This is a genomic window from Pseudoxanthomonas daejeonensis (genome assembly GCF_022637495.1).
Taxonomy (GTDB): Bacteria; Pseudomonadota; Gammaproteobacteria; order Xanthomonadales; family Xanthomonadaceae; genus Pseudoxanthomonas; species Pseudoxanthomonas daejeonensis.
Map to the genome: position 1 here is coordinate 1989439 of NZ_CP093331.1, position 14255 is coordinate 2003693.

The 14255-nt window shown below is 69.6% G+C and carries 16 protein-coding genes; 9 read left to right on the forward strand and 7 right to left on the reverse strand.

Translation table 11 applies throughout. The features are described from left to right. Positions 1-143: 143 nt before the first annotated feature. Entirely contained in the window at positions 144-1208 is a 1065-nt protein-coding gene (locus MNQ95_RS08955) for a class I SAM-dependent methyltransferase (RefSeq protein ID WP_241952649.1), read from the forward strand. A 161-nt stretch (positions 1209-1369) separates the two neighbouring features. Here MNQ95_RS08955 and aga27 read toward each other — a convergent pair whose 3' ends face one another. Then, positions 1370-2587, reverse strand: coding sequence for an alpha-galactosidase Aga27 (gene aga27 / locus MNQ95_RS08960; RefSeq protein ID WP_241952650.1), 1218 nt, complete (start codon positions 2585-2587; stop codon positions 1370-1372). Between the two features lie 182 nt (positions 2588-2769). Between aga27 and MNQ95_RS08965 the strand changes: the two genes are divergently transcribed. Together MNQ95_RS08965 and MNQ95_RS08970 are read left to right on the forward strand one after the other, a co-directional pair. Next, positions 2770-3477: a hypothetical protein gene (locus MNQ95_RS08965; RefSeq protein WP_241952651.1), complete on the forward strand. Its 708-nt coding sequence runs from the start codon at positions 2770-2772 to the stop codon at positions 3475-3477. A gap of 138 nt (positions 3478-3615) precedes the next feature. Then, a complete protein-coding gene (locus tag MNQ95_RS08970; protein ID WP_162411391.1) occupies positions 3616-4062 on the forward strand; it encodes a hypothetical protein in 447 nt (148 codons plus the stop codon). Positions 4063-4158: 96 nt separating this feature from the next. Here MNQ95_RS08970 and MNQ95_RS08975 read toward each other — a convergent pair whose 3' ends face one another. Together MNQ95_RS08975 and MNQ95_RS08980 are read right to left on the reverse strand one after the other, a co-directional pair. Beyond that, the gene (locus MNQ95_RS08975; RefSeq protein ID WP_162411392.1) at positions 4159-4692 is read right to left on the reverse strand and encodes an SRPBCC family protein; all 534 of its coding nucleotides are present in this window, start codon (positions 4690-4692) and stop codon (positions 4159-4161) included. Beyond that, the gene (locus tag MNQ95_RS08980; protein WP_162411393.1) at positions 4689-5078 is read right to left on the reverse strand and encodes an ArsR/SmtB family transcription factor; all 390 of its coding nucleotides are present in this window, start codon (positions 5076-5078) and stop codon (positions 4689-4691) included. The genes MNQ95_RS08975 and MNQ95_RS08980 overlap by 4 nt, the downstream gene beginning before the upstream one ends. A gap of 166 nt (positions 5079-5244) precedes the next feature. On the opposite strand from MNQ95_RS08980, the gene cax reads away from it, so the two are divergent. Both cax and MNQ95_RS08990 read left to right on the forward strand, forming a co-directional pair. Beyond that, complete coding sequence (cax, locus tag MNQ95_RS08985; RefSeq protein ID WP_241952652.1) at positions 5245-6315, forward strand: calcium/proton exchanger; 1071 nt, start codon at positions 5245-5247, stop codon at positions 6313-6315. A gap of 3 nt (positions 6316-6318) precedes the next feature. Then, positions 6319-6990 (forward strand): potassium channel family protein, encoded by a 672-nt coding sequence (locus MNQ95_RS08990; protein ID WP_241952653.1) that lies wholly within the window; start codon positions 6319-6321, stop codon positions 6988-6990. 145 nt (positions 6991-7135) lie between these two features. Here the strand turns inward: MNQ95_RS08990 and MNQ95_RS08995 are convergent, their stop codons facing one another. Both MNQ95_RS08995 and MNQ95_RS09000 read right to left on the reverse strand, forming a co-directional pair. After that, positions 7136-8461, reverse strand: coding sequence for an APC family permease (locus tag MNQ95_RS08995; RefSeq protein ID WP_241952654.1), 1326 nt, complete (start codon positions 8459-8461; stop codon positions 7136-7138). Then, on the reverse strand, positions 8458-9366 hold the full coding sequence (locus MNQ95_RS09000; RefSeq protein ID WP_241952655.1) for an SMP-30/gluconolactonase/LRE family protein: 909 nt from the start codon (positions 9364-9366) through the stop codon (positions 8458-8460). Before MNQ95_RS09000 ends, MNQ95_RS08995 begins: the two co-directional genes overlap by 4 nt. Before the next feature lie 143 nt (positions 9367-9509). On the opposite strand from MNQ95_RS09000, the gene MNQ95_RS09005 reads away from it, so the two are divergent. Next, positions 9510-10781: an FAD-dependent oxidoreductase gene (locus MNQ95_RS09005; protein ID WP_241952656.1), complete on the forward strand. Its 1272-nt coding sequence runs from the start codon at positions 9510-9512 to the stop codon at positions 10779-10781. A gap of 11 nt (positions 10782-10792) precedes the next feature. Then, positions 10793-11218, forward strand: a complete 426-nt coding sequence (locus tag MNQ95_RS09010; protein ID WP_241954399.1) for a YqaA family protein — start codon at positions 10793-10795, stop codon at positions 11216-11218. An 87-nt stretch (positions 11219-11305) separates the two neighbouring features. On the opposite strand, the gene MNQ95_RS09015 is transcribed toward MNQ95_RS09010, so the two are convergent. Further along, positions 11306-11686, reverse strand: coding sequence for a PLDc N-terminal domain-containing protein (locus MNQ95_RS09015; RefSeq protein ID WP_241952657.1), 381 nt, complete (start codon positions 11684-11686; stop codon positions 11306-11308). Between the two features lie 258 nt (positions 11687-11944). Here MNQ95_RS09015 and MNQ95_RS09020 point away from each other — a divergent pair, with 258 nt between their 5' ends. Next, a complete protein-coding gene (locus tag MNQ95_RS09020) occupies positions 11945-12757 on the forward strand; it encodes a polysaccharide deacetylase family protein (RefSeq protein ID WP_241952658.1) in 813 nt (270 codons plus the stop codon). 40 nt (positions 12758-12797) lie between these two features. Here MNQ95_RS09020 and MNQ95_RS09025 read toward each other — a convergent pair whose 3' ends face one another. Beyond that, complete coding sequence (locus MNQ95_RS09025; protein ID WP_241952659.1) at positions 12798-13139, reverse strand: VOC family protein; 342 nt, start codon at positions 13137-13139, stop codon at positions 12798-12800. Positions 13140-13420: 281 nt separating this feature from the next. On the opposite strand from MNQ95_RS09025, the gene MNQ95_RS09030 reads away from it, so the two are divergent. After that, positions 13421-14197 (forward strand): OmpA family protein, encoded by a 777-nt coding sequence (locus MNQ95_RS09030; protein WP_241952660.1) that lies wholly within the window; start codon positions 13421-13423, stop codon positions 14195-14197. Positions 14198-14255 lie beyond the last annotated feature (58 nt).

Sequence of the window (14255 nt, forward strand, 5' to 3'; positions counted from 1 at the left end):
CTGTCCGGTTCAGGTTTCCGCCTGTTCGCCCAACGGCGCTGTCCGTTGCGCGCAAGGCGCCGCGTTGCAAACGAGGCGAGCCGCGGCAATCCGTCGCGGCGGGTACAAGGGACTGCACCCGGGGGAGCTTCCGGAGCAGCGACATGAGCGACACGCAAACCACCCTCGACCACGACCGCCTCGACCAGTTCCTCGGTGCCGCGGTGGTCGACCTCGGCGCGGCGATCAGCGCCAGCCTGGTGCTGGTCGGTGACCGGCTGGGCTTCTACAAGGCGCTGGCCCAGGCGCCGGCCACGCCGGCGGAACTGGCCACGCGCACCGGTACCCACGAACGCTACGTGCGCGAATGGCTCGGCAACCAGGCCGCCGGCGGCTACGTGCAGTACGACCCCGCCGATGGCCGCTACCGCCTGGACCAGGCGCAGGCGCTGTGCCTGGCCGATCCGGGTGGACCGGTCGACCTGCCCGGCGCCTATTACCTGATCGAGGCGACCTTCCATGCGCTGGACCGCACCGTGGAAAATTTCCGCAGCGGGCGCGGCATGGAGTGGGGAGAGCACCATGCCTGCCTGTTCCACGGCACCGAGCGCTTCTTCCGTGCCGGCTACAACGCACACCTGCTCGGCGAATGGCTGCCGGCGCTGGAGGGCGTGACCGCCAAGCTCGAGCAGGGCGCCAAGGTGGCCGACATCGGTTGCGGCCATGGCGCCAGCACCGTGCTGATGGCGCACGCCTACCCGCGTTCGGAATTCATCGGCTACGACTACCACGCCGACTCGATCCGCATCGCCAGCGAGCGCGCCGCCGCGGCCGGGCTCGGCAATGCGCGCTTCGAGGTGGCCGATGCGACCGGTTACGCGGCGCGCGGCTTCGACCTGATCGCCTTCTTCGATTGCCTGCACGACATGGGCGACCCGGTCGGCGCGGCGCGGCATGCACGCCAGGCGCTGGCCGACGATGGCACCTGCCTGCTGGTGGAGCCGTTCGCCGGCGACCGCGTCGAGGACAACCTCAATCCAGTCGGCAGGGTCTACTACGGTGCGTCCTCGCAGATCTGCGTGCCGGTGTCGCTGGCCCGCAACGGCCCGGCGCTGGGCGCGCAAGCCGGCGAGGCGCGCCTGCGCCAGGTGATGACCGAAGCGGGTTTCAGCCGCTTCCGTCGTGCGACTGAAACACCCTTCAACCTGGTGCTCGAGGCGAGGCCGTAGCGGCTTGAAGTCGTGCGGACCCATCGCGCCGGGCGATTGCGAGGCATAACCGCCTCGGCCTGCAGGTGGGTGCGGGCGCAGGGGCCTTCACGAAGGCCGTCGTCGACCCGCGCCGCGGATAGATCCGGCCGCCGGTCCGCCGCGACTTCTTCCGCCGGACGCTACTGCGGCGAGAGCCGCAGTACCACCACGCCGTGCGCGGGAAGGGTCGCCGTGTACGCCGTGCCGGTCGAACCGGAGCCGCCGTTCCACACGTCGCGCCAGGCGAAGCGCTCCTTGTTGAAGTCGATCGCGCGCCCGCTGATGTCGTCCTTCATGCCGTTGAACGCCCAGTCCAGGGTGTAGTCGCGTGGTACATCATCGCGGTTGAGGAACAGCACCGCATACCCGCCGCGATCCAGCGGCTTGATGTAGACCTCCACGTCGCCTTCGTCGAGCCATTTCATCGCCTGGATGCCGAGGCGGTCCTGGTTGATCGCGATCATGCCGGGGTGGGTGAGGATGCGCCGGGTGGCATCACTCATGCTGCGCAGGTCGTTGCCGGCGATCAACGGCGAGGCGAGCATCGCCCACAGCGAGAGGTGCGAACGGTCCTCCTCCTCGCTCATGCCGTTGCCCACTTCCATCATGTCCATGTCGTTCCAGCGACCGGGGCCGGCGTACTTGCGCAGGCCCGCCTGCTTGTCAAGGATCGGCAGCACGCCCAGCGATGACCATGAGCCGTGGCTGTGCTCGCAGCGCCAGCACGGGAAGATGTCGCCGGTGGTGCGCCATGAATGCCCCAGGTCGGCGGCCCACTCCCAGGGCTTGTTGTCGCCCCATTCACAGATGCTGAAGAGCATCGGCCGGCCGGCGGCGCGGATCGCGTCGCGCATGGTGGTGTAGGCCGACGCCGGGTCGATGCCCTTGGTGTCGCACCAGTCGTACTTCACGTAGTCGATGCCCCAGCGCGCGTAGGTCAGCGCGTCCTGGTACTCGTGGCCGCGGCTGCCGGGCCTGCCGGCGCAGGTGGTGTTGCCGGCATCGGAATAGATACCCAGCTTCAGCCCGCGCGCATGCACGTAGTCGGCCAGTGCCTTCATGCCGGACGGGAAGGTCTTCGGGTCGGCCTGGATGTTGCCGTCGGCATCGCGCGTGCCGTGCCAGCAGTCGTCGATGTTGAGGTACTCGTAGCCGGCGGCCTTCATCCCGCTGGCGACCATGGCATCGGCCATCTGCCGGATCATCTTCTCGTCGACGTTGCAGCCGAAGGTGTTCCAGCTGTTCCAGCCCATCTGCGGCGTATGCGCGAGCTGCTCGAACTTCTGCGCCGCCGCCGGCGTGCACAGCAAGGCCAGGATGCTGGCCAGGCCCAGGCGAACGATCGGGTGGCAGGTCATCGGGATCCGTCGCGAGATGTCGAAGGAGGGCGAGCATAGCGGCTGGAGGATGCCGCGGGTCTGGTTTGGTCCGATGTTTCTTGCCGTATGAAACATGGCGATAGCTCGCCTCGGTTTTCGGAATAAGCACCGCCAGCCGTGCGCGGTTACCCTCGCGGCGGGGACTCACATGGAGATGGGGAATGAAGCCTGTGTCGATGCTGGCCTGTGCCGCACTGCTGTGCGCGTCGAGCGCGCATGCGGCCAATCCACTGAAGGAATTGCAGTCCGTGCGTGGTGGCGTGGTCGTGGAGTACGAACGCGCGGTGGCGGGCGACGACGAGTTCGCCAGGCTCCCCGGCACGGATGCGGTGGTGGTGGCGCTGGCCGAAGGAACGCCCGATGCGGCCGGTCGCGTGGTCGCCACGGCCTATGCCGATGCCCTGCGTACGCTGCTGCCACAGGCCACGCTGGCGGCCGGTCACGCGCAGCCTCCGGCACCGGGCTACCTGGTCGAGGTAGGCCTCAGCAGCGGGAGCAAGACCGTGGAGGGCAGCGAGGAGGTCTATGCCAGCCGCCAGGCCGGCACCACCTGCAAGGCGCAGCCCGATGGAAGCGTGGTGTGCAACGACGTGGGCAGCGCGCCGATCTCGGTCGGCACGCGCCCGACCGCGGAGACCCAGAACACCATCAGGACGGTGATCCGTTCCTATCGCATCGACGCGGGCGGAGCGCGCACGGTGGTGTTCGAGGATGCGTACTCGGTGAACTACCTGGGAGAACTGTGCCGCAACGAAGTCGCCGCGGCGGCCACCGTCGCCAGGGCGCTGGGCAAGGATGCGCTGTCGGCCAAGCCGCTCAACATCCGCCTGCACAGCACGCCCAAGCTGATGCAGTGCGACCACAAGTGAGCTGGCCTCGCACCGGCCTGGTGGCCGGTGCGGCGCCGGATTTCGACGCCGGGCGGACCCGGGGAGCCAGCCCCCGTTCAATCCGCTGCTGCTAGCGTGTGCCCATGCCGCCCGCGGGGCGGCCCGGGAACCTTCGCCATGCGCCTGATCGCCGCTGTCCTTGCCTGCCTGTGCGCGACCGCCTCCGCGGCGGCGTTCGCCGACGAACTGGAGGCGCTGGACCTGGTGCTGCCCAAGGCCCCCGTCTCCACTTTCAACAGCGACCCGCCCGGGACCTGGTACGGCGACCGCAGCGGCGTGCCGGCAGCCGCCGCGAGCACCACCACCCGGACGCGCGCGCGCTGGGGCTGTCCCACCAGCCCCGATGGCGGGGAGCGCGCGGTCACCGGCAGCTTCACCACCGGCGTGGGCTATTCCTCGGACCTGGGCAGCAGCACCTACAACGGCGCAAACCTGGGCTACTGCAAGACCTACGTCGACGACGACGGCGGCGAACGCACGATCAACCTGCAGATGCATGTCGACCGCTACGACGGCCCCGACATGCGCCAGGGTCCCTACCGCGGATCGCGCGGTCCGCGGTAGTCGATGCGCCATCGCCGTCGCGCCCGTGCGTCCATCGAGGCACTGTCGAACGCCGGTGGGACCCTGTAGCGACGCGCCGACGCTCGAACGTGCGGTCTAGCCCTGGCCCAGGCGGATCGCGTATTCGTCGCGCAACCGTGCCCAGTGGTCCCAGAACGGCTCGGGCTGGGTGCCGCGCAGGCGCGCGTCGAGCACGTCGAGGTGGCTGTGCCAGCCCGCACCGATCCTGAGCATGTTCGCGTGGTCGGAGATGCCGCGATGGGACACGGTGAGCAGTACCTGGGCACCGCGTGGCTCCAGGGCGAAGGTCACTTCGCCGCCACCCCAGGTGAACGAGAGGCGCCGTGGTGGATCGACCTCGGTGAGCTGGCTCTGCATGCGGTTCTCGACGTTGAAGCCCTCCGGGCGATGGCCCGGAGGCTGCGTGAGTTCGTCGTTGCGCCACACCAGTTCGAACGGTGCGCCGACAGCCAGTTCCATCTCGCCGGCGGCAAGCCACTGGCGGCGCAGCTCGCCTTCGGTGAGGTAACTCCAGGCCCGTTCGATCGGGCCCGGCAGCAGGCGTTCGATGCGCACCGCATTGGCGGCGGTCGCGGTGGCGTAGGCGGATGGGGATGCGGCGAGGTTCATGGCTTCTTCCTCCGGGATGCGCGCTTGCGCGGCGCGGGCGTGGCGGCGGCCTTGCGTGCGTCGTCGGCCCTGAGCAGGGCTTCCAGCGCGTCGAGGCGACCGGTCCAGAATTGTTCGTAGTGGCGGATCCATTCGGCACCGGCGTGCAGCGGGCGGGCATCGAGCCGGCACACGTGCACGCGGCCCTGGATCTCGCGTTCGATCAGGCCGGCCCGCTCCAGCGCCTGCACGTGCTTGGAGGCGCCGGCCAGCGAGATCTCGAACGGCGCGGCGAGTTCGCCGACCGTGCGCGGTCCGGCGGCGAGCTCGTGCAGCATCGCGCGGCGGGTGGGGTCGGCCAGGGCACGGAAGACCGAATCGAGGCGTTGGGAGTTTTTGTCAACCATGAGGTTGAATATACGCCGGGCCGGACTATTGTCAACCATTAGGTTGAATTAATTCCGGCGCTGCGACCTTGCGCGCGCGCGGGTAGGGCCAAGGGCCAATTGCCCGCTGCCGGCGCGCGGGGCGACGGTACCGGCGCCGATCACGGCGGGCCCGGGGAATCGATCGATGAAATGGCTGCTGGTACTCGTGCCGCTGGCGATCGTGCTGGAGCACTTCGCGCCGGGCAACGCCTTGCTGATCTTCGCGGTCGCCGCGCTGGGCATCGTGCCGCTGGCGGCGATCATGGCCCAGGCGACCGGTTCGCTGGCCACGCGTCTGGGCGCCGGCCTCGGCGGGCTGCTCAACGCGACCTTCGGCAATGCCGCCGAACTGATCATCGCCCTGGCCGCGCTGCGCGCCGGCCTGCACGACATGGTCAAGGCGTCGCTGGCCGGCACCATCATCGGCAACATCCTGTTCGTGCTCGGCGTGGCGATGGTGGTCGGTGGCATCCGCCATGGCGACCAGACCTACGATGCGCGCGCCGCGCGCACCCAGGCGACCATGCTGACCCTGGCGGTGATCGCGCTGATCCTCCCCGCCGCGTACCTGGGCCTGGTGCCGAAGGCCGAGGCGCAGATGGGTTCGCTGAGTGCGCTGATCGCCTGCATCATGCTCGCGGTGTACGTCGCCAACGTCGCGTTCACCCTGGTCCGCAGCCGCGCCGACGCCGGCGCGAATCACGCGCAGGCCGGCCATGGCGACCTGCATCACGGCCCGCAATGGAGCCCGCGCAAGGCGCTGGCGGTGCTGTTCGCGGTGACCATCGGCATCGTCTGGCTCAGCGAGATCCTGGTGGGCACGGTCGAGGCCGCGAGCGAGGCGATGGGCTTCTCCGACGCGTTCACCGGCGTGTTCGTGCTGGCGGTGATCGGCGGCGCGGCCGAGCAGGCCACCGCGATCGTGGCCGCGCGGCAGAACCGCATGGACCTGTCGATGTCGATCACCCTGGGCGCCAGCGTGCAGCTGGCCCTGCTGGTGGCGCCGCTGCTGGTGCTGCTGAGCTTCTTCATGGGGCCGCAGCCGATGGACCTGGTGTTCGGCCCGGGCCTGGTGCTGACCATCCTGTTCTCGGTGATCATCGCCGGCCAGGTCGCCAGCGACGGTCGCACCGACTGGTTGCGCGGCATCCAGCTGCTGGCCGTCTATGTGATCCTGGCCTCGGTGTTCTTCTTCGTGCCCGACGTCGTGGCGTGATCCATGAGGCGGTCGCCGGCCCTGCAGCAGATCACGCGTCACCGGTACGCGATCCTGTTCTGCGTACTGCTGGCCACGATCGCCGTGGGTCCGCTGCTCGAGGCGCTGGACTTCGGACGGGTGGCGGTTGAAGCCCTGCTGACCTTCAGCCTGATCGCCGCGGTGTTCCCGATCGGCGTGATGGAGAAGCGCCGCACGATGCTGGCGATCGTCGGCACGGCGCTGCTCATGCGCGGGCTCGCCTCGCACCTGGATTCGGCCGCCTTCTCGGCGCTCGGCGCGGTGTTGTGGGGCGCGGTGGCGGTGGTGGCCGCGTTCGGCGCGATCCGCTACTCCCTGTCCAGCGTGCGGGTGGATGCCGAGCACCTGTATGCGGCGCTGAGCGCTTACCTGCTGATCGGCGTGTGCTGGGGCGTGGTCTACGTGGCCGTGGTCCGCGTGGATCCGCTGGCGATGCTCCATGGTGGCACGCCATTGCCGGATGGATTGAGCATGGGCGATGCGATCTATTTCAGCTTCGTCACCCTGGCCACGCTGGGCTACGGCGACTTCACCCCGGCGACCCCGGTGATGCGCGGGCTTTCGGTGTTCGAAGCGATCATCGGCCAGCTGTACCTGGCGATCATGGTCGCGCGCCTGGTCAGCCTGCGCGTGTCGGACCAGTCCTCGCGGTAGGCATCGAAGGCGGGCGCGGGCATGCGTACTGGCCCCTTGCAGTGGCGCGTACCCTCGCGAAACCGGGGTCCTGGAACCTGAGTTACATCGCTGCTGCGGATGCTTTGGGTCGCGGCAAGCCCTGGCCGGGTGGACCCGGATCGACTCAGCCGGTCCGGCGCGGAAAGCGGTAGAACACGCTGCCCATCGCCATCGCCAGCGCGACCGCCAGCAGGTGCATCGGGCTGGCGCTCAGCAGCATCGCCAGCGACAGCACCAGCGCGGCCACCGGAACCAGCGTACCTCCGGGCAGGCCGAACGATCCGGGCGGATCGCCATGGCGCCGGCGCAACACCAGCACGCTGGCCGAGGTGCTGATGTAGGCCAGCAGGCGCGTGACCATCGACAGAAGCGCCAGCTGCACGAACGATCCGCTCAGCGCCAATGCGAGCGCCAGCGCGCACTGGAAAGCGATCGCCACCGCCGGCGTGTGCAGGCGCGGGTGCACATGGGCGAACACGCGCGGGCCATAGCCGTCGCTGGCCAGCGTATGCAGGAAGCGCGGACCCAGCAGCATGGTCGCGTTGCTGGTGCCCAGGATGGAAAGCGCCGCGCCGAGGGTGAGCAGCAGTGCCAGCGTCTCGCCACCGAACATGGCCGCGGCGTCGGCCAGCGGCGTGGTGGAGGCGGCCAGTCCCGGCAGCGTGCCTTGGGCCACCAGCTGCACCGCCGCGTACAGCGCCGTGACCAGCACGATCATCGCCACCAGCGCGAAGGGCACGTTGCGGCGCGGGTTGTGGTATTCGCCCGCGGCCACCGACAGGTTCTCGAACCCGGCGTACGCGAACAGCAACAGCAGCGCGGCCTGTCCGGTCTGCCGCCAATCCAGCGCCGACGGTACCGCCGCGCCGGAGGCCATGCTCCAGTCGACATGGAACAGGCCGATGCACACGAACAGCGCCAGCGGCAGGAGCTTGCCGACCACCAGCGCCATCGACACGTTCGCCGCCCAGCGAACGCCGATGATGTTGATGCCGGCCAGCAGCAGCAACGAGCCGGCGATGACCAGGATGCGTCCGCCGCCGTCGCCGGCGGGCGCCCAGAAGCGCGCGATCGCCGCGGCCAGGCCATTGGCCAGCGAGGCGGCCGTGGCGATGCGGGTGAGCCAGATCATCCAGCCGACCTGGAAGCCGGCGAACGGCCCGAACGCTTCGCGTGCGTAGAGCACGCTGCCGCCCTGCACGTCGAAATAGCTGGCGGCCTTGGCGTAGCACAGCACCAGCAGGCTGACGGTCAATCCCGCCAGCAGCACGCCCCACACGCTGTACGGGCCAAGCAGGGCGAAGGCCGTGGCCGGCAGCAGGTAGACGCCGCTGCCGACCACGCTGTTGATCGACAGCCCGAGGATCTGCCAGCGGCCGACCGCGCGCAGCAGGCCCTGCGCGGAATGCGGACCCGGGGGTGGACCACCGGGTCGCGGCCGCTGCGTCATTCCGCGTCGGCCCGGGGTGCCCAGCGGTAGGCGCGCATCACGTCGTCGAACAGGAAGGGAATCACCAGCAGTTGCTCGTCGGGCAGGTAGAGGTGGTCGGCGTTGCCCTTGACCAGGGTCAGCAGCCGCGTCGGCGTGCCGTCGGCATCGACGTGCAGCAGCGTGCCAGGGGTGAAGTCGGTCACCGTCCAGCCACCGCGTCCATCCGGCTCGATGCCGTCGATATGGCCGATGGGCTGCTGGCCGATGCGACCGATCGTCCCCGTGGCCAGGTCGATCGTGGTGAGGTGGCCGAGCTGCTCCCCGTCCGGGCCGGGGACCTGCCAGCTGCCGAGCAGCAGGCGGTCGCCGTCCGCGCGCAGGCCATTGAACTTGCCGGTGACGTTCGTATCCACCTTCACCCACGGCGCGAACGTACCGTTGGACAGGCGGAACACGGTATCGAGCCGTCGACTGAAGGCGTAGACATTTCCCGCCGCGTCGGCAGTGGTGTCGTTGAACTGGGCCGGGCCACCATCGGCCGGCGCGTGGCGCGCGACAATGGCTGCGGCGTCCAGGTCCATCTCCACCAGCGCGTCGTCATCGCCGGCGTAGAGCCGGCCGTTGGCCAGGGACAGCCCCTTGGGGTTCTGCAGGCCGGTGATCCACTTCAGTTCGGTGATGTTGCCGCGGCCATCCAGCTGGCTGATGAAGCCGTCACCCGGCGTGGCGCCCTCGCCGCGCGTGGCCATGTTGGAGACATAGAACCGGTCGCGCGCGCGGTCGTAGACCACCGATTCTGGCGTGGAGAATCCGCCGACGGTCCACAGCAGCTCTGGCGCCGGTTGCGCCGCATGGACGGGCGCGGCGAACGCGGCGAGCGCGAGGCCCACCGAAGCGGTGCGTACGTGGGAAAGCAGGTCCATCGGAACATCCCCTCTCGAATCGAAAACCGTTGCTAGCATAGGGGGGGCGGTGCCCGCCCTGCGAACTCGCGCGCGCGCCGGCTTCCAGCGCGGGCGCCCCTCGTCGAAGATGGCGGCATACCCCGATGGACTCCTGGCAGCACATGGCCCCCCACCGCATCGCGATCGTCGGCTACGGCAGCGCCGGGCAGGCCGCAGCCCTGCTGCTCGGCCGCGACGGGCATGCGGTCACCGTGTACGAGCGCGTTGCCCGGCCCGGCCCGGTGGGCGCGGGCTTCCTGCTGCAACCCAGTGGCCTGCAGGTGCTGTGGAAGATGGGCCTGCTCGAGCCCGTGCTGCGCCACGGTGCGCGCGTGGACCGCCTGTTCGGCGACACGCCCTGCGGCCGCGCGGTGATGGACATGCGCTATGCAGGGCTGGAGTCGCGCCTGTACGGCGTAGGGCTGCAGCGCGGCGCCCTGTTCTCGATCCTCGAAGCGGCCTGGCCCGATCGCGGTCGCGCGCTGCAGGCCGGCCACGACATCGTCTCGATCGACCCCGAGCGCGGCGTGCTGCGCGATGCGCAGGGTGGCGAGCATGGTCCGTACGACCTGGTCGTCGTCGCCGATGGCGCCGCATCGCGGCTGCGCGATGCCGTCGCCGCGCCGCGCATCGACCGGCCGTATCCCTGGGGCGCGCTGTGGTGCCTGCTGCCGGCCGGTGAGTGGCCGTGGCTGGCCGAGCTGCGCCAGCGCTACGTCGCCGCGCGCCGGATGATCGGGCTGCTGCCGGTCGGCAGCTGTCCCGGTGACGCGACCCGGCGCCTGAGCTTCTTCTGGAGCCTGCGCACCGATGCCTTCGAGGCCTGGGAAGGGCAAGGCCTTGCCGCCTGGCAGGACGAGCTGCAGCGGCTCTGGCCCGAGGCCGCGGGCGTATTCGCCGGCATCACCGACGCCGGGCAGCTGGCGCGGGCGCGCTATCGCGACACGACCGTGAGGCACTGGCATCGCGGCCGCGTGGTGCTGCTCGGCGATGCGGCACATTCGATGAGCCCGCAGCTGGGGCAGGGCGTCAACATGGCGCTGATGGACGCGCACGCGCTGGCGCGCTCGCTGCAGGACGAGGCGCCGCTGCCGGAGGCACTGGCCGCCTATCAGCGCGAACGCCGCGCGCACGTGTGGATCTACCAGCTGTGGAGCCGATGGCTCACCCCGCTGTTCCAGTCCGAGCAGGATGTCGCGGCGAAGCTGCGCGATGCCGCGCTGTTGCCGCTGGGGCGCATGCCGGGCGGGCGTGGCCAGATGCTGCGGGTGCTGACCGGCACGCGTCGGGGACTGTTCGGCACGCTGGGGCTGGAGGACGGCTTCATCGACTCGCTCGAGCAGCCGGTGCCTGCGGCCGGCTGCATCGCGGCCACGGAACAGGTGCGCGCATGATCGGAAGCGGCATGGTTTACGGCGGCTTGTTCCTCGCCGCCTTCCTGGCCGCCACGTTGCTGCCGATGCAATCGGAGGCGGCGCTGGTCGCGCTGCTGCTGGCCGACTATCCGCCGTGGTTGCTGGTGGCGGTGGCCAGCGCTGGCAACGTGCTGGGTTCCACGCTGAACTGGTGGCTGGGGCGCGAGCTGCTGCGCTTCCAGGGACGTCGCTGGTTTCCGGTATCGCCGGCGGCACTGGCGCGCGCGCAGCGCGGATATGGACGCTGGGGCCGCTGGTCGCTGCTGCTGAGCTGGATGCCCGTGATCGGCGATCCATTGACCCTGGTCGCCGGGGTCATGCGCGAACCGCTGCGGGTGTTCCTGCCGCTGGTGGTCGTGGCCAAGGCCGGGCGCTACCTGGTACTGGCCTGGATCACGCTGCGCTACATCGGTTGACCGGATGCCGCGTGCATCGGGCGCGGCGGAAAAGAAGCGGCCCGGCTCCGCAGGGCGGTAGCCGGGCCGCGGTTCCAGCGTGCCGTATCAGCCGAGGGCCTTCACCTTCAGCTTGGCGAACTCTTCGGCATTGATGGTGCCGGCATCCAGCAGCGCCTTGGCTTCGGCGATCTGCCCGGCCGCGGACTTGCCGCCGGCGATGCTGCGGATGTAGGCATCGGTCTCGGAGCGTGCCTCATGGACCGCGGCGGCCTGGCGTTCGGACATGCCGCGACCGCGGGCGATGATGTAGAGCAGCGCGGTGAGGAACGGCAGGAAGATCAGGCCGATGAACCAGATCGCCTTGGAGAATCCGCCCAGGTTCTTGTCGCGGAACAGGTCGACGATGATCTGGAACAGGACCAGCAGGTACGCGACCAGGACGAAGGTCATCAGGATCAGCCAAACGGTATCCCAGAAATTGCTCATCTTTTCGGTGCTCCCCTTGCAGTGACTACGATGGTGGACGCCTGACCATGCCCCCCATGAAAGGCGCTGTGTGTCGCCGGTCACACTAGCACCGGTGCCATGACAAGTCATTGGCAGGGCGGTCGGGGCGTGTTTTCGATGTGCGATGCCATGGATGCGCAGCGTCGCGGTGCGCAACACGCAGGCCACGGAGTCGCGGTACGCTGTGGCTCCTGGGCCAGGGGGATGGCGATGTCGGGGCGAGCGATGATCATGCGAATGGGGTGGGCCGCCATGTGCGCGGGCCTGCTGGCTTCACCCGTGGCGGACGCGGCGCCGGATTTCGCCTGGCCCGACGGCAGGAAGGCCGCGGTCAGCCTGTCCTACGACGACGCATTGGATTCGCAGCTCGACAACGCGATCCCCGCGCTGGACCGGCATGGACTGAAGGGTACGTTCTACCTGGTGCCCGCGAACGAACCGGTGCGACTGCGCATGGAGGGCTGGCGTGCCGCGGCGCGCAACGGCCACGAACTGGGCAACCACAGCCTGTTCCACCAGTGCTCGGCGCAGGGCGCGGGCCGCGAATGGGTGCAGCCCGAACGCGACCTCGATGGCGTCAGCGTCGCCCAGATGCGCGAACAGGTGGTGCTGGCCAACACGTTCCTGCAGGCGCTCGACGGACGCAGCGACGGGCGTACCTTCACCGCGCCCTGCGGCGACCGCCAGGCGAAGGACGGAAACTACATCGATGCGATCAGCGACCAGTTCGTGGGCATCAAGCTGGTCGGCGGCACCGTGGTGCCGGACATGGCCGCGCTCGATACGCAGGCCGTGCCGGTGCACGTGCCGGTCGACGCCACCGGCACGCAGCTGATCGCACGGGTGGAGGAGGCCGGACGCCAGGGCACCATGGTCAACTTCACCTTCCACGGCATCGGCGGTGACCACCTGAGCGTGTCGACGCAGGCGCACGAGGAACTGCTGGACTATCTCGAACAGCACCGCGACACCTACTGGACCGCGACCTTCCTCGAACAGATGCGCTGGGTCCGCCAGCAACAGGCGGCGGCGAAGGCGAAGGGTCGCTAGCGCGCGATTTCCGCCGCGCGCCGGCGAGGCGGCGTCGCGCTCAGGTGCGTGGCGGCTCGGCCAGGGTGATCCGGTTGCCTTCCGGATCGTCGAGTTGCGCGATCGCGCCGAACGGACCGCGCACGGTCTCGCCGAACTCGATGCCCGCCGTGGCCAGGCGCGCGCGCTCGGCTTCGATGTCGGGCACCACCAGCGTGGCCATGCCGCCACCGGCCCGCCGAGGTTCGCGCATCACCTGGAAGCCGAAGCCGTCCAGGTACCACTGCGCCAGATCCGGGACCGGGCGGTCGTCCGCCGGACGACCGAACAGCCTTGCATACCAGTCCAGTGCGGCCGCCAGGTCCTGGACCGGCGAAACGGCGAACAGTCCGATGCAGCGCATGACGGGGTCTCCGTGGGCGTGCCGCGAATTAGAGCATGCGCGCGCGGCGCCGCCGTGAGGCCTGGGCGCATTTCTGAATGCGATGCATCGATGATTCACACCGTTCGCGGCTGCGTGGGGCCAAAGGCCAATTGAGGCGTTTCCGTCGCCGCGCGTAGCGTCAGCCCGGTCCGGTGCCCCCCGCGAAGACGCCCGTCGCGCCCTCGCCATATCCAGGCCGGCGCCCCGCGGATGATCCCGGATGCGGCGGGGCCGGTTCTCCCTTCACCGCTGGAGGAACAATGAATACTCCCTCGCATCCCCGGCGCCTGTTGCGCGCCGCGGCATTGGCGACCCTGCTGGTCGCGCTGCCGTCGCTTGCCGCCGACGGCGAGAAGATCAAGATCAAGGGCCTGGTCACCGCCGTCCAGGGCGACACGATCACGGTCAAGGACGCCAACAACGCGACCCAGACCATCACCGTCAACGCCGATACGACCTACAAGAAGACCAAGGGCCTGACCGGCGCCATCCACGAGAAGGTCGGGCAGGGTGCGCTGATGCCGGGCCTGCCGGTCACCGTCGAGGCCGTGCCTGCCGGTGCGGGTTTCAGCGCGACCGAGGTCAGCTTCAAGTCCGAGGATTTCAAGGTCGCCCAGCAGGTCGAGGCCGGGCTTGCGCCGACCACCGCGCGCATGGACGACTTCGGCAAGTACGAAGCGCTGGTCACGGCCGAGGTGCTGTTCGCCAGCGGGAGCACGGCGATCTCCGCCGCCGGCAAGGCCGACCTCGACGCCTTGGCCACCAAGGCCAAGGACACCGCCGACTACCAGGTCGTGCTGCAGGGCTTCACCGATTCCACCGGCGACGCGGCGGCCAACCAGCGCCTGAGCGAGCGCCGTGCCACCGCGGTCACCGACTACCTGCAACAGCATGCCGGGCTGGCCCCCGGGCGGGTCCGTGCCGGCGATGGCATGGGCGTGGCGCCCGATGCCGGCAACGGCAGCAACGCCGGGGCCCGCAAGGTCGTGGTGAAGCTGGTGGTCGACAAGGGCGTGCAGGCCGGCAAGGCCAAGTAGCCGATCGCGGCTACCGGCCGCGTCCCGTACAGGCGGGTCCCGATGGGGCCCGCCTCCG